Below are 17,423 nucleotides of genomic sequence, written 5' to 3'. Positions count from 1 at the left end.
TTAGTCGTTGTAGGATGGTGAGGGTCAGATAGCGATGCCCGCCGCCGATGTAAAGGCGATGGGCGGCAGCTGCAACGGAAAGGATCAGAAGAGGCCGTTCGAACCCGAGGTCACGGCCTGGTTGGCCTGCGGAGAGTTCCTCAGGATCTCCTCCGGCGGCGCATATTCATCGAGATCGCCGATGACCGAGAAGCTCTCGGCCGGGCCCGTACCAGGCTTGAAGGCTTCGATGATCGTGTCGGGTTCGCCCTCGAAGGCGGCCATGCCGGTCTTGCGGTTGACCGGAATGAGGCTCATGCCTTCCGGCACGACGAACTTGCCGGGACGGGTGCCCTTGACGGCCTCCTGCATGAAGGCGTTGAAGACCGGCGCCGCGAGGCCGCCGCCCGTCGCACCGCGGCCGAGCGGGGCCGGATCGTCGAAGCCCAGATAAAGGCCTGCTACGAGATCCGGCGTATAGCCGACGAACCAAGCATCCTTTTCGTCGTTGGTGGTGCCGGTCTTGCCGGCCACCGGGCGATCGAGCTTGATTTTGCCTGCGGCCGTGCCCCGAGCGACGACGCCCTCCATCATCGAGGTGATCTGGTAGGCAGTCATCGGATCGAGCACCTGCTCCCGGTTGTCGTTCAGCACCGGCTCGTCCTGCTCCGCCCAGTCATTGGCATTACAATTGTCGCAGGTGCGGTCCTCGTGGCGGAAGATGGTCTTACCGTAGCGATCCTGAATCCGGTCGATGAGCGACGGCTTGATCTGCTTGCCGCCATTGGCAAGGACGGAATAGGCGGAAACCAAGCGCAGCACCGTCGTCTCGCCGGAACCGAGCGACATGGACAGGAGCGGCTGCATCTTGTCATAGATGCCGAAGCGCTCGGCATATTCCGCAACGAGGTTCATCCCCATGTCATTGGCAAGGCGCACCGTCATCAGGTTGCGCGATTTCTCGATGCCAAGCCGCAGGGTCGAGGGGCCGGCAGAACCGCCGCCGTAGTTTTCAGGCCGCCAGACCTGTCCGCCGGAGACGATTTCGATCGGCGCGTCGAGGATAACCGATGCGGGCGTGTAGCCATTGTCGAGTGCCGCAGCATAGACGAAGGGCTTGAAGGACGAGCCGGGCTGGCGCATCGCCTGCGTGGCGCGGTTGAACTCCGACTGCGCATAGGAGAAGCCGCCGACCATGGCCAAGACGCGGCCCGTATGCGGATCCATCGCCACCAGGCCGCCCTGGACCTTCGGCGGCTGCCGAAGGCGATATTCCGCCTTTTCCCCCTCGAGCGGTTCGACATAGACGACGTCGCCCGGCCCGAAGACCCCTTCCGGGGATTTCGCGTTCTTGCGGTCGCGGCGCGCGGACCGGTAGGCCCATTCCATGTTCTTCGCGGCAATATGGCCCGTTATGCGTTCGGCGACGATCTTGCCGGACGCTTGCTTTTCCGGATCGAGACCGATGACCGCCCCTTCGCCGTCGACGGAAAGCACGACGGCGAGCTTCCATTCCGGGACGTCGCCGAGCGCTGCGATCTTGCTCAAGGGCACGCCCCAGTCGCCGCCGATCTCGATCGTATCGATCGGGCCGTGGAAGCCGCGGCGCTCGTCATAGCTCACGAGACCCTGCTGCAAGGCCTTGCGGGCGACGACCTGCATTTGCGGATCGAGCGAGGTCCGCACCGAAAGGCCGCCCTCGTAGAGCGCATTGTCTCCGTATTTCTGGATGATCTGCCGGCGCACCTCCTCGGCAAAGTAATCCGACGCGAAGAGGTGGGCGCCACCGCGGCGCGGCGTGACGCCAAGCGGTTGCTGTTTCGCCTCCTCGCCATCCGTCTTTGTTACGTAACCGTTCTCGACCATGCGGTCGATCACCCAGTTGCGGCGCTCAATGGCCGCTTCCGTCTTGCGGAACGGGTGATAATTGGCCGGCCCCTTGGGAAGGGCCGCAAGATAGGCGCTCTCGGCAATGGTGAGTTCGGTGACCGACTTGTCGAAATAAGTGAGCGCCGCGCCGGCGACCCCGTAAGCATTCAGCCCGAAAAAGATCTCGTTGAGATAGAGCTCGAGGATGCGGTCCTTGCTGTAGGCCTGCTCGATGCGGAAGGAGAGGATCGCCTCCTTGATCTTGCGGTCGATCGTCTGGTCGGAAGAAAGCAGGAAGTTCTTCGCGACCTGCTGGGTGATCGTCGAGGCGCCAACGGGGCGCCGGCCCGACCCCATGTTCTGGATGTTGACGGCGATGGCACGGGCGAGACCGGTAACGTCGATGCCCGGATGCTGATAGAAATTCTTGTCTTCGGCGGAAATGAAGGCAGCCTTGACGCGATCCGGTATGGCCTGGATCGGCAGATAGAGCCGGCGCTCGCGGGCATATTCGGCCATCAGTGCGCCGTTGCCGGCGTGGAAACGGGTCGTTACCGGCGGCGCATATTTCGCCAGTACCTCATAGTCGGGCAAATCCTTCGTCACCGCGCCAATATAGATCGCGACCGCCACGGCAGCGCCCAGCAGCAGAAACACACCAACGCCGAAAAAATATCCTATAAGTCTGATCATCAGTCAGGTACCGGTACCTATTGTCGCCCCATCGCCGAACCGGAAGCCGCGCTTGCGCCAGGCACATCGACCTGCCAATTGCTTCCGTCAGGAATAGTCTCGTATTGCAGCTACGCCCTCGTGGGCTCCCTCATATGGCGAGGAGCCCTACGCATCAACACCGTTTCCCGACAAAACGGGACCCCCTCCCCCAAAAGGCCCGGATTGTGAGTAAAATAGGGCTGGTTTTCGATTAACCCGTGCGCATCCAGCTGAAAAGCATATCCCTGTTACAAGGGCGACACAAATCACTTCCCCTCAGCGGAGGCCCGTCGCGCCGCAGAACACTCCCGCTGGCGCGTCGGCCCGAAAATCGGACTCGATCCTCGGAAAGCTCGATGCGCGGGTTCAACACGTTACAGGGTCCTTTTCGCGCCTTAAAAGGCGCGCCGCGCTCCAATATTCAGCCACCATTTGCAACCGCCGCTTGCCGATAGCGCCGGACGGCGTCTGCGATGAGGCCGGACACCTTTTTGCGCCATTCCGGGTCCAGAAGCAGCGTCTCGTCCTCCTTGTTGGAAAGGAAGCCGAGTTCGAGCAGGACCGAGGGAACGTCGGGTGCCTGCAGGACCCGGAACCCGGCGTGGCGATGCGGATTGTTGATCAGTTTGATCTGTCCTTCGAAGGACGTTACGACGCTCCGCGCGAGGCTGACCGAGAAGGCTTGGGTTTCGCGGCGCGTCAGGTCGATGAGGATGTCGGCGACCTCGGGCGGTTCGCTTTCGATCGAAATGCCCGCAATCTCGTCGGACAGGTTTTCTCGCTGCGCGAGCTCTGCCGCCAGATGGTCGGACGCCCTGTCGGAAATGGTGTAAACGGTTGCGCCGCGAATATCCTTCTGCCTCAGCGTATCGGCGTGAAGGGAAATGAACAGATGGGCGTTTCCCTGCCGCGCGATCTGCACCCGCTGGGACAGGGAGAGGAACTCGTCCCGGTCCCGCGTCAGGAAAGCCTCGACGCCGGCCTCGCGGTTCAGAGTCTCGGCGAGAACGCGGGCAAAATCGAGCGTTACGCGCTTTTCCTCGATCTTGCTCGTGCCGCCGATGGCGCCCGTATCGATTCCGCCATGACCCGCGTCCACTGCGATCACGAAGGTGCCGGCCTTCGGCGGCGGCGCCGACGGTCGGTCGGCCTTGACCGCGCGCGCGCTCCCCTTCCACTGCTGCTCGCTCAGCAGCTTTTCGAAACGCGCCCGATCGATCCGTTCCGCATCGAGCACGAGCCGATAGCCGCTGCCGTCCTCCTCCGGCAGCACCTTCGCCTCGGTGATCTCGGTCGGCCCGTTGGCGGAGAGGACGAGACGGGAAGCCCCTGCCCCCATTCCGCCATAACGTATCGCGTTGAACAGGCCTCTTGGATCGAGGCTCTCCGGTTTCAGTCCAAAGGAGGTTTCCGGCAGATCGACGACGACGCGAACCGGGTCTGCGACGTAGTGAATGGAAAAATCCGGCTTTCGGTCGAATGCTATGACCAGACGCGTGCGCGCGTCGTCGCCAGCGATTCTCGCGCTGAATGCAAGAAGCGGCGGGGCCTCCCCGTCGGCCGCCACGCCTGACGATGGCTGCGCGGTCACCAGCGCGAACAGGATCGCAAGCGAGCGCGCCGCGCGCCGCAATGTTCCCTTCGCCCACAACGAACGCACCACATTTGCCGTAGCCCTCACCTCAAAATTCCCCCGTCGTCCCTTCAAAAGTCAAGGCGCCATTGCTCCGGCACCCTCGTGACGTCACGCAAGCAACATTCTCCAATGCCTTTCCATGGTTAACCAAAGCTTGACAGCAAGAGCCGCGGGCGGCGCATCGGCGAGGCTTTCGTCGCCCGCCGGCGGCGCCGCTTCACCGGGGCAAGCGAATCAATCAATATTGTGGCGGCACAGGCTTTTCCCTTGCCAATGTGACATAGAATCCATAAAAGCGTCACAAGGAGAAAGTGTTGACGGGATAGAATCGTCGGCCGGGCAGCCGGAGCTTTCCCGAGCTTGGCGCCAAGAAGCGATCGAGCCGGACAACCGGTTGCAACCGTATCGTGCTTTCGCGGCCGCAGGCATTCATCCGCCGTCTCTGCATTTCCTCCTTCGTACACTGGATCGCAAATTTCCGGCGGTGGCCGGAGTTCTTGATGGTGATTTTCACCGAATGCCCGCCAGCGGGCACATTCATCGGGCCCTGTTCGGGCCTAGGACATTGGCATTCTTGTTTGGTCTTTTGATGTGAATAAGCAGTATCGGTCAGACGTAAAGTGGTCCTGGGACGTGACCGTCCCGGCTGCCGTCTGGCTGTTGCACCGTCGCCTGCGCCAAACAGGACCCTTTACATCCGGCGCAGTTCCCGGCGTGTTCGACAGTTTTCCCAGTGAAACCACTCTGTCTGCCGTCCACCTGCGCCGAGGAGCACAGCTTAGATGGCAGAGAAAATGCTTATCGATGCGTCTCACGCGGAGGAGACGCGCGTCGTCGTCGTACGCGGGAACCGCATAGAAGAATTCGATTTCGAATCGGAACATAAGAAACAGATCCGCGGCAATATCTACCTGGCAAAGGTGACGAGGGTCGAGCCTTCGCTGCAGGCCGCTTTCGTCGACTACGGCGGCAATCGCCACGGCTTTCTGGCTTTCGCCGAAATCCATCCCGACTACTACCAGATTCCGCTCGCCGATCGTCAGGCGCTCCTGAAGGCGGAGGCCGAAGAGGCCCGCCGCGAGGAGGAGAGCGAACCGGTCGACATCGTGCCGGAAGAGGCGGCAGCACCGGCCGAGGCGGAGGGTGCAGCGGCGCCGGCGGAGAAAGGCGTCGCCGAGGCGCCGGAAGCCGAAGTTCCCGCGGCAAAGCCCAAGGCAAAACCAAAGCGTACGCGGCGGACGAAGACCAAGGCGAGCGAGACGGCGGAAGGGGCAGAAGCAGCAGAGGCCCCCCCGGAAGTCGACGAGGAAGGCAGCGCCGGCGAAATGGCCGCGATGGTCGACACGGACTCGATTTCCGAAGAGGTGGACACGCGCCGCCGTAGCGACGACGACGACGACGACAACCACGACGGCGAGAACGAGGTCATTGAATCGGTTGGCGCGGAAGACGCGATGGAAGAGGTTCCGGACCGTCAGACCCGCAAGCCGCGCAAGCAATATCGCATTCAGGAAGTCATCAAGCGCCGCCAGATCCTCCTCGTCCAGGTCGCCAAGGAAGAGCGCGGCAACAAGGGCGCGGCGCTGACGACCTATCTTTCGCTCGCCGGCCGCTATTCGGTTCTGATGCCGAACACGGCGCGCGGCGGCGGCATTTCCCGCAAGATCACCAATCTGCAGGACCGCAAGCGGCTGAAGGAAATCGCCCGTGGCCTCGACGTGCCGCAGGGGATGGGCGTGATCCTGCGCACGGCCGGTGCCAACCGCACCAAGGTCGAGGTCAAGCGCGACTTCGAATATCTGATGCGGCTCTGGGAAAACGTCCGCACGCTGACGCTGAACTCGACGGCGCCATGCCTGGTCTATGAGGAAGGCAGCCTGATCAAGCGGTCGATCCGCGACCTCTACAACAAGGATATCAACGAGATCATCGTTGCCGGCGAGGAAGGCTACCGCGAAGCCAAGAGCTTCATGAAGATGCTGATGCCAAGTCATGCGAAAGTCGTCCAGCCCTATCGCGACGTGCATCCGATCTTCTCGCGCTCCGGCATCGAGGCGCAGCTCGACCGGATTCTGCAGCCGCAGGTAACGCTGAAGTCGGGCGGCTACATCATCATGAACCAGACCGAAGCGCTGGTCTCGATCGACGTCAACTCCGGCCGTTCGACGCGCGAGCACTCGATCGAAGACACCGCTCTGCAGACGAATCTCGAGGCGGCTGAGGAAGTGGCGCGGCAGTTGCGGCTGCGCGACCTCGCCGGTCTAATCGTCATCGACTTCATCGACATGGAGGAGAAGCGGAACAACCGCGCCGTCGAGAAGAAGCTCAAGGACTGCCTCAAGCACGACCGCGCGCGCATCCAGGTCGGACGCATCTCGCATTTCGGCCTTCTGGAAATGTCGCGCCAGCGCATTCGCGCTTCAGTGCTCGAAAGCACGATGCAGACCTGCCCGCACTGTAACGGCACGGGCCATATCCGCTCGCAGTCTTCCGTCGCGCTGCACGTTCTGCGCGGCATCGAAGAATACCTACTGAAGAACACCACCCACGACATCTGCGTTCGGACGGTTCCGGAAATCGCGCTTTACCTGCTCAACTACAAGCGTGGCACGATCACCGATTACGAACAGCGCTTCGGCGTTTCGATCGTCGTCGAGGCCGACGCCCATGTCGGCGCGCAGCATTTCGCGATCGATCGCGGGGAGCCGGTCGAAAACCCGGTCAAGATCGAACAACTCCTGCACTTCGAACCGGAACCGGAAGAAGAAGAAGAAGAGGACATCATCGTCGAAGAAGACCTCGACGAGGAGGAGGCCGCGGAAACCTCCGAGCAGGCAGGACAGCCGAAGGCGCAAGCCTCCGACGATCAGGGTGGACGCAAACGCAAACGCCGCCGCCGTCGCCGCGGCAAGGGCGCGGCACAGGCCGGCGAAGCGGCTGCCGGGGAATCGGCAGAGCTTGAGGCATCGGATGAAGCCGACGACGAAGACGAAGACGACGTCGAGACGCTGGAGGCCGGAGAGGCGACCGCCGACGGCGATCAGAAGCGCAAGCGCCGGCGCCGCGGCAAGCGCGGTGGCCGCCGCAATCGTCTGGATTCGGACGAGCTTGCCGGCGCCGAGGCGGAGACGAATGGGGATGCGGGGAGCGTAGAGGAGCCGGAAGCCGACGAAGAGGCGGAAACAGCCGCGCGCGCGGCCATCGAGGGAGCCGCCCCTGTGGCCGTTGCCGACGTGGCGGCGCCGGCGGAAGAAAAACCCGCCAAACCGAAGCGCAGCCGCAAGAAACCCGCAAAGGCATCCGATGCCACAGCGGAGGAAGACGTCGATGCCGCCGCCGAGAAGTCGGTCGAATCGCAACCGGAAGATCTGACCGTCCCTCAGGCCGAGGCCATCGAGGAAGCGGCGGCTGATCTCGAAGGTGCCAAGCCGGCACGGGCCAACCGCGATCTCGCGACAATCGCCTCCGAACCGGTCGTCACTTCGAACAAGCCCGAAGCCGGCGAGGAAGAGACGAACAAGCCGAAAAAGGGCGGCTGGTGGCAACGCCGCGGCTTCTTCTGAGCGCATCAACAGCTTGTATTCGGGGTTTTCACCTCGATATCCTGTCAGCCGTCCGCAATTCTGTTGCGGGCGGCTGTTTCTATTCCCGCATGAGGCTTCTCCGACAGGTACTTTGAAGGCGCATGGTGAAGGTCTTTGCAGTTTCGGAATCGGCCATGGGGGGACAAGTGGCGTGAGCGCTTTGCCGTGTCGTGGCCCCGGTACAGGGACTGGTACTTGAGCGAGGGGCTGGAGCGTCGTCCCACGATAGACGAGGCGCGGGGAAAACTGGCGGCCCATATGCCCGAACTCGTGCCCGTTTTCGATCGGGCATGCAGCCTCATCGGCTCGGACGAAATCGCTCACCGTGCTTTGTCGCTGTACCGGACGCCGCCGGTCATCTCGGGCTGCAGCGTGGCCGTCGCGCTAGGTGGGATTCCCGTTCTTGTTCGTAATTACGATTTCACACCCGACTTTTTCGAAGGAACCGTTCTTCGCAGCCGATGGACGGAGCACCACGACGTCATCGTGACGTCAGAAGCGTGGCTCGGCGCCCTCGACGGCGTAAATAGTGCCGGCCTGGCAGTTGCCCTCACATTCGGGGGGCGGATCGCGTACTCTCCGGAGGGATTCCAGGTGCCTCTCCTGTTGCGCTATGTGCTGGAGTGCCGCTCGACCACGACCGAAGCTAGCGAGACCTTGAGCCGGATTCCGGTCCAGGCAGTACAGAATGTCGTAATCCTCGACAAAACCGGTGACTACGCCGTCGTCTATCCGGCTCCGGATCGGGAAGCGGTAACGCGTCGAAGCCCAATTGCGACGAACCACCAACTGGCTCTCGAATGGCCGGAGCGCAACAGGTGGTCGGAAACGGCCGAGCGCGCCGAGTGCCTGTCGGCTCTTCGCGCGAAATCTCCGGACCTCGATCGTTTTATCGGCGCCTTCCACTCGGCCCCGCTATATAGAACCGATTACCGCGGCGGGTTGGGCACGCTCTATACAGCCGTCATATCACCGGCGGAGGGCTCCGTCGAATATCGCTGGCCCGGCCAATCCACTTGGCGTCAGAGCCTAGCCGATTTTTCCGAGGGCGAGCGTTACGTCGCGACTGCATGACAGCATGGTGCCCCTTTAGGCTGGTCGCAGCGGGGCCGCGACTACGCCAGCCAACGCGCGAGGCGGTCCATCGCTTCGGCCATCTCCGGCGTCGAGCCTGCGTAGGAGAAGCGCATGGTGCGATGCCCCTCTACGGGGTCGAAATCGAAGCCGGGCGTTGCGGCGACGTTGATTTCGCTCAGCATGCGCCGGGCAAAGGCCATGCTGTCATTGGTGAACCGGCTGACATCCACATAGGCGTAGAAGGCACCGTCCATCGGCGAGGCGATGGAGAGGCCGATCTCGGGCAAGCGCTTCAGCAGGAGATCGCGGTTGGCGGCATAGGCGCGCTTGTAACCGTCCAGTTCCTCCTGCGCACCGAGCGCCGCCTCGGCCGCGATCTGAGAGAGTTCCGGCGGCGAGATGTAGAGGCTCTGGGCGATGCGCTCGAAGGCGCGCACCTGGGTCTCGGGCAGCACCATCCAGCCGATGCGCCAGCCGGTCATGCAATAATATTTCGAGAAGGAATTGATCACGACCGCGTCGTCGGCAACCTCGAGCGCGGTCGCTTCCTCACCGGCGAAAGTCAGCCCATGATAGATCTCGTCGGAAATGAAGGCGATCGATTGCGTGCCGCAATAGTCCGCCAGCGCCTTCAGCCGCGCCCTACCGGTCACCGTACCCGTCGGGTTGGCCGGGCTTGCTAGGAGCACACCTTTGAGCGGCCTGCCCGCCTTTTCCGCCGCCCGCTCCAGGCTTTCCGGCGTGAGCGTGAAGCCGGTCTGGGCATTCGCGTCGATCTCGACGACGGTCAGGCCGAGGGTCGCCAGGATATTGCGGTAGGCGGGATATCCGGGACGGGCGACCGCGACGCAATCGCCTGGATCGAAGAGCGCCAGGAAGGCAAGATTGAACCCCGCCGACGAGCCCGTCGTGACGGCGATGCGCTGCGGGTCCACGGCGATCCCGTGGCGGCTCTGATAGTGAGCGGCAATCGCCTGCTTCAAGGACAGCGTGCCTAGCGCATCCGTGTAGCCGAGCCGGCCATGTTCCAACGCGCGCCGCGCCGCCTCGAGCGCGGCCTTCGGGGCCGGATATGCCGGCTGGCCGACCGCCATCGAGATTACCGGGTGGCCGGCATCACGGCGGCGCGTGGCCTCCGCCAGAACATCCATGGCGTGGAACGGCTCGACCGCGCTGCGTTTCGACATCTGTACCAATGACAGATCCTCGTGAGGTTTCGCTGATCCTCGCCCCTTTGCCTGATAGATTTCAGCTTCACAAGTGTGCGAGTGCCGCAATTCGGCCGATTTTGCCGTTTCGTTTCGCCGCGGCACCCCGTATGCTCGCAAAGCCCGCAGAAGGGCGGGATTTCTCGTTGCTTTTCGACAGGCATTGATGGAATCGACGACAATAGGGCACGGAAGACAATGAGGGAATGATGATACTCAAGAAGAAGATGATTGTCGGCGGAACGCTGATCGCGCTTGCAGCCGGCATCGCCCTGCCCCAATCTGCAGCCGCTCTCGATGCGAAACAAAAGGAAGAGCTCGGCGCCTTCATCAAGGAGTACCTGCTCGCCAATCCGGAAATCATGCTGGAAGTCCAGGAGGCGCTCACCACCAAGCAGCGCGCCCAGCAGCAGGCGGCAGCGACGGCGGCGATCGCCGACAATCAGTCGGCCATCTTCAATTCCGCCTACGACTTCACACTCGGCAATCCCGAGGGTGACGTCACGATCGTCGAATTCTTCGACTACAATTGCGGCTACTGCAAGCGCGCCCTCTCGGACATGGACCAGATCCTAGCCAAGGACAAAAACATTCGTTTCGTGCTTAAGGAGTTCCCGATCCTTGGACCCGACTCCCTCGCCGCCCATAAGGTGAGCGCCGCGTTCCGCGCCATCGCTCCGGAAAAATACGGCGACTTCCACCGTGGGCTCTTAGGGGGAGAGGAACGCGCGACGGAGGAAACGGCGATCGCGGTCGCCGCCAGCCTCGGTGTGACGGAAGCGCAGTTGCGCGAGAAGATGGAAGACGATCCGCATGACGCCGGCGTGCGCGAGGCCTACACGCTCGCCAACGATCTCGGCATCACCGGAACGCCCTCTTACGTGATCGGCAACGAAGCGGTCTTCGGCGCAGTCGGTTCCGGCGAATTGACGAAGAAGGTGGCCAATATGCGCCAGTGCGGCAAGACCGCCTGCTGACGAGTTCCCTCCGATCACCGGGCCGCCCCTCGAGAAGCGCCGCGACTTGTGGACAAATCCGCGCGTGTCCCAAGGGGCTTTCCCTCGCGGAACCGTCGGTCTATAGGTAAAACTCCATCATCCGACCGGAATTCCTTATGTCCTCGACTATTTTCGTGCTGAACGGCCCCAATCTGAATGCCCTCGGCAGGCGCGAGCCGGGCATTTACGGTGGCCAGACGCTGGCCGACATCGAGGCGATGTGCAAGGCGGAGGGTCAAGCCCTCGGTTTTGAGATCGACTTTCGCCAGTCGAACCACGAAGGCGTCCTGGTCGACTGGTTGCATGAGGCCGGCGAAACGGCCGCGGGCGTCGCCGTCAATCCCGGCGCCTACGGTCACACCTCGATCGCCATGCACGACGCCATCCGCGCAATTGGCGTTCCGGTGGTGGAGCTGCACCTTTCCAACATCCATGCACGCGAGGAATTCCGCCACAGGTCGATGATTGCACCGGCCGTAAAAGGCGTGGTCTGCGGCTTCGGCGCGCAGAGTTACATTCTTGCGCTGCATGCGCTAAAGAACCTGACAGACACGTCGAAATAAGAAGAACACGAGGCTCATATCCCATGGCTGACAAGAAACCCGGTATCGACCAGGCGCTGATCCGCGATCTCGCCAATATCCTCAAGGATACCGACCTGACCGAGATCGAAGTGGAACAGGACGACCTGCGCATCCGCGTCTCGCGCAACGGTACGCCCGTCGCGATGTCCATGCCGCCGATGCCCACCTATCACATGCCGCCGGTAGCTGCGGCGGCACCTGCAGCCCCGGCCGCTCCGGCAGCCGCGGAAGGCGGCGGTCACAACGCCAAGAACGCCGTGACGGCGCCGATGGTCGGCACCGCCTATCTCTCCCCGGCACCGGGCGCTCGTCCCTTTATCGAGGTCGGTGCAACGGTCAAGGAAGGCCAGACGATCCTGATCATCGAAGCGATGAAGACGATGAACCAGATTCCGGCTCCGCGCGCCGGCAAGGTGACCGAAATTCTTGTGCAGGACGCCGCCCCGGTCGAGTATGGCGAACCCCTCATCGTGATCGAATAAGGCGCGGATTGGATGATTTCGAAAATCCTCATTGCCAATCGCGGCGAAATCGCTCTCCGGGTGCTGCGCGCCTGCAAGGAACTCGGCATCGCCACCGTCGCGGTCCATTCGACCGCAGACAGCGACGCCATGCATGTGCGGCTCGCCGACGAGAGCGTCTGCATCGGACCGCCACCGTCGCGCGACAGCTACCTGAACATCCATCAGATCGTGGCCGCCTGCGAGATCACCGGCGCCGATGCCGTGCATCCGGGCTACGGCTTCCTCTCGGAAAACGCCAAGTTCGCCGATATCCTCGATGCGCATGGCATCACCTTCATCGGACCGACGGCCGAGCACATTCGGCTAATGGGCGACAAGATCACCGCCAAGAAGACGGCGGAAGAACTGGGCATTCCCGTGGTCCCAGGCTCCCATGGAGAGGTGAAACCCGAGAACGCGCTCAAGGTCGCCCGCAAGATCGGCTTCCCGGTCCTGATCAAGGCGACGGCGGGCGGCGGCGGCCGCGGCATGAAGGTCGCCAGGACCGAGGAGGAACTTGAGAACGCGGTGGCGACGGCACGCTCCGAGGCCGCCGCCGCCTTCGGCAATGATGCGGTCTACATGGAGAAGTTCCTCACAAAGCCGCGTCACATCGAGGTCCAGGTCGTGGGGGATGGGGCAGGCAATGCCATCCATCTCGGTGAGCGCGATTGCTCGCTGCAACGCCGCCACCAGAAGGTCTGGGAAGAGGCAAATTCGCCTGCCCTCAACGTCGAGCAGCGCATGCAGATCGGTCAGGTGTGCGCCGATGCAATGAAGAAGATGAAGTATCGCGGCGCCGGCACGATTGAGTTTCTCTACGAGAACGGCGAGTTCTACTTCATCGAAATGAACACGCGCCTGCAGGTGGAGCACCCGATCACCGAGGCGATCACCGGCATCGACCTAGTGCACGAGCAAATCCGCGTAGCATCGGGCGCCGGTCTCTCAGTGAAGCAGGAGGATATCGTCTTCTCCGGGCACGCCATCGAATGCCGTATCAATGCCGAGGATCCGCGAACCTTCGTCCCCTCCCCGGGTACGATCACGCACTTCCACGCACCTGGCGGTCTCGGTGTGCGCGTCGATAGCGGCGCCTATCAAGGCTATCGCATCCCGCCCTACTATGACAGCCTGATCGGCAAGCTGATCGTGCACGGGCGGACACGCGTCGAATGCATGATGAGGCTGCGCCGAGTGCTCGACGAATTTGTCATCGATGGCATCAAAACGACCTTGCCGTTGTTCCAGGATCTGATCAACAATCAGGATATCGCTAACGGCGACTATGATATCCACTGGCTCGAGCATCATCTGGCCGCTACATCGGCGTAGGACATGACATTGAAGGGGTCGCGCAGCAGAGAACCGGAAATAACCCCGGACATGTTGTTGCGCGCCTACTCCATCGGCCTCTTTCCCATGGCCGATTCGGCGGACGATCCGGAGCTTTTCTGGGTCGAGCCGGAAATCCGCGGCGTCATACCGCTGGACAGCTTTCACGTTTCCCGTAGCCTCGCAAAGACCCTCCGCAAACGCCCTTTCGAGATTCGCTATGACACGGCCTTTGAAGCGGTCGTTGCGGGGTGCGCGCGGCCCGCGCCGGGCCGACCGACGACGTGGATCAACACCAGGATCCGCGCCCTCTACGCGGCGCTCCACCGCATGGGCTACGCCCATAGCGTGGAAGCCTGGCAGGGTGATTTGCTTGTCGGCGGGCTTTACGGCGTTTCCCTCGGCGCCGCCTTCTTCGGCGAGAGCATGTTCTCCCTACGCAAGGACGCCTCCAAGATCTGCCTCGTCCACCTGGTCGAACGGCTCCGCGCCAGGGGGTTTGAGCTTCTCGACACGCAATTTACAACTGAGCACCTGAAATCCTTCGGCGCCATCGATGTGCCGAAGGCCGAATACGACCTGCTGCTCGCCAGGGCAATCGCCTCGCCGAATCTCGAATTTTGAGGCAAAAAACGGCCTTCAAGCGGGAGCCGCCACTCTTAAAAGAAATCAGCGTTGCGCCGCAGCGTCCGGTGGCGGCACCTCGGAGGTCTCCTGGCAGGATTGCAACCAAACATCGTAGACGGCATGTTCGACGGCGTTGAGACCGGGGCTGTCGGCGAACATCCAGCCGGTAAAGATACGACGAATTTTGCGGTCGAGGGTGATTTCATCGACTTCGACGAAGGTGGTCGTCTTCGGCGCCTCGGTTTCGTCGCGGCTGTAGCACACGCGCGGCGTCACCTGCAGCGCGCCGAACTGCACCGTTTCGCCGATATAGACGTCGAAGGTGGTGATGCGGCCGGTGATCTTGTCGATACCGGAAAAGACGGCCACGGCATTGGTGAGGCGCGTGGCCCCCGCCGGCCCGGTTACGGCAATCAGCGGCAGACCAAGAAGGAAGCCAAGACCGGCAGGCTTCGCGATCCGACCGATAAAACTGCGCAGACAGAACGCTGCCATTCCCGCCAATCCCCGCGTGCTCGCTGTTGTCCTCGGACCAAGCGCTAGACCCGAATTGTGGCTGCGCCGTGTTCAGTTCTCGTGAGTTGGAAGTGGTGCGGGCGCGTTGACCCCGCACTGCCCGTTTAAGAGCGCGGCGTCCAGGCGTCGTAGTCGCCGGTGACCCGCGGCCGCTCGCCGGCACGTGCGAGCGAGCCCTTCGGCCGATAGGCCTGGGGCGTACCGGTTAGATTCGGACGATGCGGCTTCTGCCATTCGCGCTGGACATAGTTTTCATCGGCAGGCGAAATATCGGTGCGATGATGCATCCAGCCATGCCAACCGGGCGGGATCGCAGAGGCTTCGGCAGGACCATTGTAGATCACCCAACGGCGCGTCCGGCCCTCGGAATCCTTGCCGCCCTGGTAGTAGACATTGCCGAACTCGTCTTCCCCGACGCGCTGTCCGTGGCGCCAGGTGTGGAAGCGCGTACCGATCGTCTGTCCATTCCACCAGGTGAAAATCTGCAGCAGGAGCTTCATGGATATCGTCCCTTACCGGCCGATGGGAGACGACCGGACATCAAAATCTCGCTCCCGCTTATGCCGTGCTGCTCCCGCCTTGTCCAGTGATTCCAGCGGGCGCAAGGTCATTTCACCTGCATCCTGGCGCCGAAATGGATGCGCTCGAAGCCGAGCCCCCGCCGCACCGTCGGGTCAGGCCAACTGCTTCTCCAGGATCAGCGCGGGAATGCCGGAGTGCTCGTCCCCGCAATTGGCCGTGCTTGCAACCTCGGAAAACCCATGCGCCCGATAGAAGGCCAGTGCATGCAGGTTCTGCGGCTCCACTTCAACCCGCATGCGCTCGGCATCGGGGAAGCAGGTTTCCAGCTCGGCGAACATATCGCGGCCGACGCCCTGCCGCTGGTACTTCGGCAGCACGTAGAGCTGGTGGAGGATGACGGTTTTCCCGAGCGTATCCGACATGGCCGCAAATCCCATGCCCGCGATCTCGCGGCCATTGTCCGCGACGACGAATTCCGCGTTCTTGCGTTGCAAGCGCGCCTTCAAGGCGTCGATCGAATGCCATTTGGCGGTCAGCTCGTCGACCTTATCGCCGCCATAGAAGCTGTCGTAGGTGGCGTGCCAGGTCTCGACAAGCAGGGCTCGGACCTGATCGAGGTCGCGCTCGCTTGCCGTGCGGACAAAGAACACCGTCACTCCTCGATGCCGAGCTTGGACTTGACGAGCGCCTGCACCGCCTGCGGATTGGCCTTGCCGCCGGTCGCCTTCATAACCTGGCCGACGAACCAGCCGGCAAGCGACGGCTTTGCCTTGGCCTTCTCCACCTGGTCGGGATTGGCCGCAATGATCTCGTCAACCGCCTTCTCGATGGCGCCGGTGTCGGTGACCTGCTTCATCCCGCGGCTCTCGACGAGTTCCGCCGGGTCGCCGCCTTCGTTCCATAGGATCTCGAAGAGGTCCTTGGCGATCTTGCCCGAAATCGTTCCGTCCTTGATGAGGTCGATGACGCCGCCGAGCTGGGCGGGGGAAACCGGAGTCTCTTCAATGGTTTTGCCGGCTTTGTTCAAGGCACCCAAAAGGTCGTTGATAACCCAGTTTGCCGCCATCTTGCCGTCCCTGTCCTCGGCCACGGCCTCGAAATAATCGGCGATCGCCTTTTCCGAAACGAGCACCGAGGCGTCATAGACCGAGAGCCCAAGATCGCGGACGAAGCGCTCCTTCTTGTCATCCGGGAGTTCCGGAAGATCGGCCTTCAGCGCCTCGACGAAATCATCGTCGAATTCCAGCGGCAGCAGGTCCGGGTCGGGGAAGTAGCGATAGTCGTGCGCATCTTCCTTCGAGCGCATGGAGCGCGTCTCGCCCCTGTTCGGGTCGAAGAGCCGGGTCTCCTGATCGATGACGCCGCCATCCTCGAGAATCGCGATCTGGCGGCGCGCCTCGTATTCGATCGCCTGGCCGACGAAGCGAATCGAATTGACGTTCTTGATTTCGCAGCGCGTACCAAAGGGCTCGCCCGGACGACGCACGGACACGTTGACGTCGGCGCGCATCGAACCCTCGTCCATGTTGCCGTCGCAGGTACCGAGATAGCGCAGGATCGACCGCAGCTTGGTCAGATAGGCCTTGGCCTCGTCCGACGAGCGCAGATCGGGCTTCGAGACGATCTCCATCAGGGCCACGCCGGAACGATTGAGGTCCACATAGGACATCGAGGGGTGCTGGTCATGCATGGACTTGCCGGCATCCTGCTCCAGGTGCAGGCGCTCGATGCCGATTTCCACGTCCTCGAACTGACCCTGGCGATCCGGCCCGACGGAGATGATGATCTTGCCCTCGCCGACGATCGGATCCTTGTATTGCGATATCTGGTAGCCCTGAGGCAGGTCGGGATAAAAATAGTTCTTCCGGTCGAAGATCGAACGGTGATTGATCTTGGCCTTGAGGCCGAGGCCGGTGCGTACCGCCTGCCTTACGCATTCCTCGTTGATGACCGGCAGCATGCCGGGCATGGCGGCGTCGACAAGCGAGACATTGGCGTTCGGCGCATTGCCGAACTCGGTCGAGGCCGCCGAGAACAGCTTCGAATTGCTCAGCACCTGGGCATGGACCTCCATGCCGATGATCACCTCCCAGTCGCCGGTGGCGCCGGGAATGAAGCGTTTCGGATCGGGAGTGCGGACGTCGACGATGCTCATCTCATGCTCTTCTCTGAAGCCTGAATTCGAGGTTTCTCGGTAGAGCAATTGATCCCGGCGTGCAAGGCTTCAGAGGCGCACGGCCGCGGCAGCGCGGCAGGTCCTTATATGACTTC

At 62.4% G+C, this 17,423-nt stretch carries 14 protein-coding genes; 7 read left to right on the top strand and 7 right to left on the bottom strand.

Annotation, left to right across the window (positions count from 1 at the left end):
- Window positions 1-84: 84 nt before the first annotated feature.
- Both EKH55_RS05260 and EKH55_RS05255 read right to left on the bottom strand, forming a co-directional pair.
- Window positions 85-2,541 (bottom strand): penicillin-binding protein 1A, encoded by a 2,457-nt coding sequence (locus tag EKH55_RS05260; protein ID WP_069460795.1) that lies wholly within the window; start codon window positions 2,539-2,541, stop codon window positions 85-87.
- A 442-nt stretch (window positions 2,542-2,983) separates the two neighbouring features.
- Window positions 2,984-4,168 (bottom strand): N-acetylmuramoyl-L-alanine amidase, encoded by a 1,185-nt coding sequence (locus EKH55_RS05255; RefSeq protein WP_427915843.1) that lies wholly within the window; start codon window positions 4,166-4,168, stop codon window positions 2,984-2,986.
- An 812-nt stretch (window positions 4,169-4,980) separates the two neighbouring features.
- Between EKH55_RS05255 and EKH55_RS05245 the strand changes: the two genes are divergently transcribed.
- Together EKH55_RS05245 and EKH55_RS05240 are read left to right on the top strand one after the other, a co-directional pair.
- Window positions 4,981-7,761 carry an Rne/Rng family ribonuclease gene (locus tag EKH55_RS05245; protein ID WP_151611121.1) on the top strand — a complete coding sequence of 927 codons (2,781 nt, stop codon included), beginning with the start codon at window positions 4,981-4,983 and terminating at the stop codon, window positions 7,759-7,761.
- A 186-nt stretch (window positions 7,762-7,947) separates the two neighbouring features.
- Entirely contained in the window at window positions 7,948-8,856 is a 909-nt protein-coding gene (locus tag EKH55_RS05240; protein ID WP_151611120.1) for a C45 family autoproteolytic acyltransferase/hydrolase, read from the top strand.
- A gap of 41 nt (window positions 8,857-8,897) precedes the next feature.
- Here EKH55_RS05240 and EKH55_RS05235 read toward each other — a convergent pair whose 3' ends face one another.
- Window positions 8,898-10,055: a pyridoxal phosphate-dependent aminotransferase gene (locus EKH55_RS05235; protein ID WP_083265432.1), complete on the bottom strand. Its 1,158-nt coding sequence runs from the start codon at window positions 10,053-10,055 to the stop codon at window positions 8,898-8,900.
- A 221-nt stretch (window positions 10,056-10,276) separates the two neighbouring features.
- On the opposite strand from EKH55_RS05235, the gene EKH55_RS05230 reads away from it, so the two are divergent.
- The 5 genes from EKH55_RS05230 to aat all read left to right on the top strand — a co-directional run bounded on the left by EKH55_RS05230 (window position 10,277) and on the right by aat (window position 14,111).
- Entirely contained in the window at window positions 10,277-11,044 is a 768-nt protein-coding gene (locus EKH55_RS05230; RefSeq protein WP_083265439.1) for a DsbA family protein, read from the top strand.
- Window positions 11,045-11,181: 137 nt separating this feature from the next.
- Window positions 11,182-11,628 carry a type II 3-dehydroquinate dehydratase gene (gene aroQ / locus EKH55_RS05225; RefSeq protein WP_069460789.1) on the top strand — a complete coding sequence of 149 codons (447 nt, stop codon included), beginning with the start codon at window positions 11,182-11,184 and terminating at the stop codon, window positions 11,626-11,628.
- Window positions 11,629-11,651: 23 nt separating this feature from the next.
- Entirely contained in the window at window positions 11,652-12,131 is a 480-nt protein-coding gene (accB, locus tag EKH55_RS05220) for an acetyl-CoA carboxylase biotin carboxyl carrier protein (RefSeq protein WP_069460788.1), read from the top strand.
- A 12-nt stretch (window positions 12,132-12,143) separates the two neighbouring features.
- Window positions 12,144-13,487 carry an acetyl-CoA carboxylase biotin carboxylase subunit gene (gene accC, locus EKH55_RS05215; RefSeq protein ID WP_069460787.1) on the top strand — a complete coding sequence of 448 codons (1,344 nt, stop codon included), beginning with the start codon at window positions 12,144-12,146 and terminating at the stop codon, window positions 13,485-13,487.
- Window positions 13,488-13,490: 3 nt separating this feature from the next.
- On the top strand, window positions 13,491-14,111 hold the full coding sequence (gene aat, locus EKH55_RS05210; protein ID WP_192803749.1) for a leucyl/phenylalanyl-tRNA--protein transferase: 621 nt from the start codon (window positions 13,491-13,493) through the stop codon (window positions 14,109-14,111).
- Window positions 14,112-14,156: 45 nt separating this feature from the next.
- Here aat and EKH55_RS05205 read toward each other — a convergent pair whose 3' ends face one another.
- The 4 genes from EKH55_RS05205 to gatB form a co-directional block, all read right to left on the bottom strand.
- A complete protein-coding gene (locus EKH55_RS05205) occupies window positions 14,157-14,609 on the bottom strand; it encodes a DUF2155 domain-containing protein (RefSeq protein WP_069460786.1) in 453 nt (150 codons plus the stop codon).
- A gap of 125 nt (window positions 14,610-14,734) precedes the next feature.
- Window positions 14,735-15,130, bottom strand: coding sequence for an NADH:ubiquinone oxidoreductase subunit NDUFA12 (locus EKH55_RS05200; RefSeq protein ID WP_069460785.1), 396 nt, complete (start codon window positions 15,128-15,130; stop codon window positions 14,735-14,737).
- Between the two features lie 174 nt (window positions 15,131-15,304).
- Window positions 15,305-15,802: a GNAT family N-acetyltransferase gene (locus tag EKH55_RS05195; RefSeq protein WP_069460784.1), complete on the bottom strand. Its 498-nt coding sequence runs from the start codon at window positions 15,800-15,802 to the stop codon at window positions 15,305-15,307.
- Between the two features lie 2 nt (window positions 15,803-15,804).
- The gene (gene gatB / locus EKH55_RS05190) at window positions 15,805-17,307 is read right to left on the bottom strand and encodes an Asp-tRNA(Asn)/Glu-tRNA(Gln) amidotransferase subunit GatB (RefSeq protein ID WP_069460783.1); all 1,503 of its coding nucleotides are present in this window, start codon (window positions 17,305-17,307) and stop codon (window positions 15,805-15,807) included.
- Window positions 17,308-17,423: the final 116 nt, after the last annotated feature.

Source organism: Sinorhizobium alkalisoli (assembly GCF_008932245.1).
Classification (GTDB): domain Bacteria; phylum Pseudomonadota; class Alphaproteobacteria; order Rhizobiales; family Rhizobiaceae; genus Sinorhizobium; species Sinorhizobium alkalisoli.
This window is presented reverse-complemented; position numbering and strand designations above follow the sequence as displayed.

Bases quoted from the DNA above. Each gene is read 5' to 3' on its own strand.
- aat (WP_192803749.1), top strand. From the start codon at position 13,491: ATGACATTGAAGGGGTCGCGCAGCAGAGAACCGGAAATAACCCCGGAC.
- EKH55_RS05200 (WP_069460785.1), bottom strand. From the start codon at position 15,130: ATGAAGCTCCTGCTGCAGATTTTCACCTGGTGGAATGGACAGACGATC.
- EKH55_RS05230 (WP_083265439.1), top strand. From the start codon at position 10,277: ATGATACTCAAGAAGAAGATGATTGTCGGCGGAACGCTGATCGCGCTT.
- EKH55_RS05260 (WP_069460795.1), bottom strand. From the start codon at position 2,541: ATGATCAGACTTATAGGATATTTTTTCGGCGTTGGTGTGTTTCTGCTG.
- accC (WP_069460787.1), top strand. From the start codon at position 12,144: ATGATTTCGAAAATCCTCATTGCCAATCGCGGCGAAATCGCTCTCCGG.
- EKH55_RS05205 (WP_069460786.1), bottom strand. From the start codon at position 14,609: ATGGCAGCGTTCTGTCTGCGCAGTTTTATCGGTCGGATCGCGAAGCCT.
- gatB (WP_069460783.1), bottom strand. From the start codon at position 17,307: ATGAGCATCGTCGACGTCCGCACTCCCGATCCGAAACGCTTCATTCCC.
- aroQ (WP_069460789.1), top strand. From the start codon at position 11,182: ATGTCCTCGACTATTTTCGTGCTGAACGGCCCCAATCTGAATGCCCTC.
- EKH55_RS05245 (WP_151611121.1), top strand. From the start codon at position 4,981: ATGGCAGAGAAAATGCTTATCGATGCGTCTCACGCGGAGGAGACGCGC.
- accB (WP_069460788.1), top strand. From the start codon at position 11,652: ATGGCTGACAAGAAACCCGGTATCGACCAGGCGCTGATCCGCGATCTC.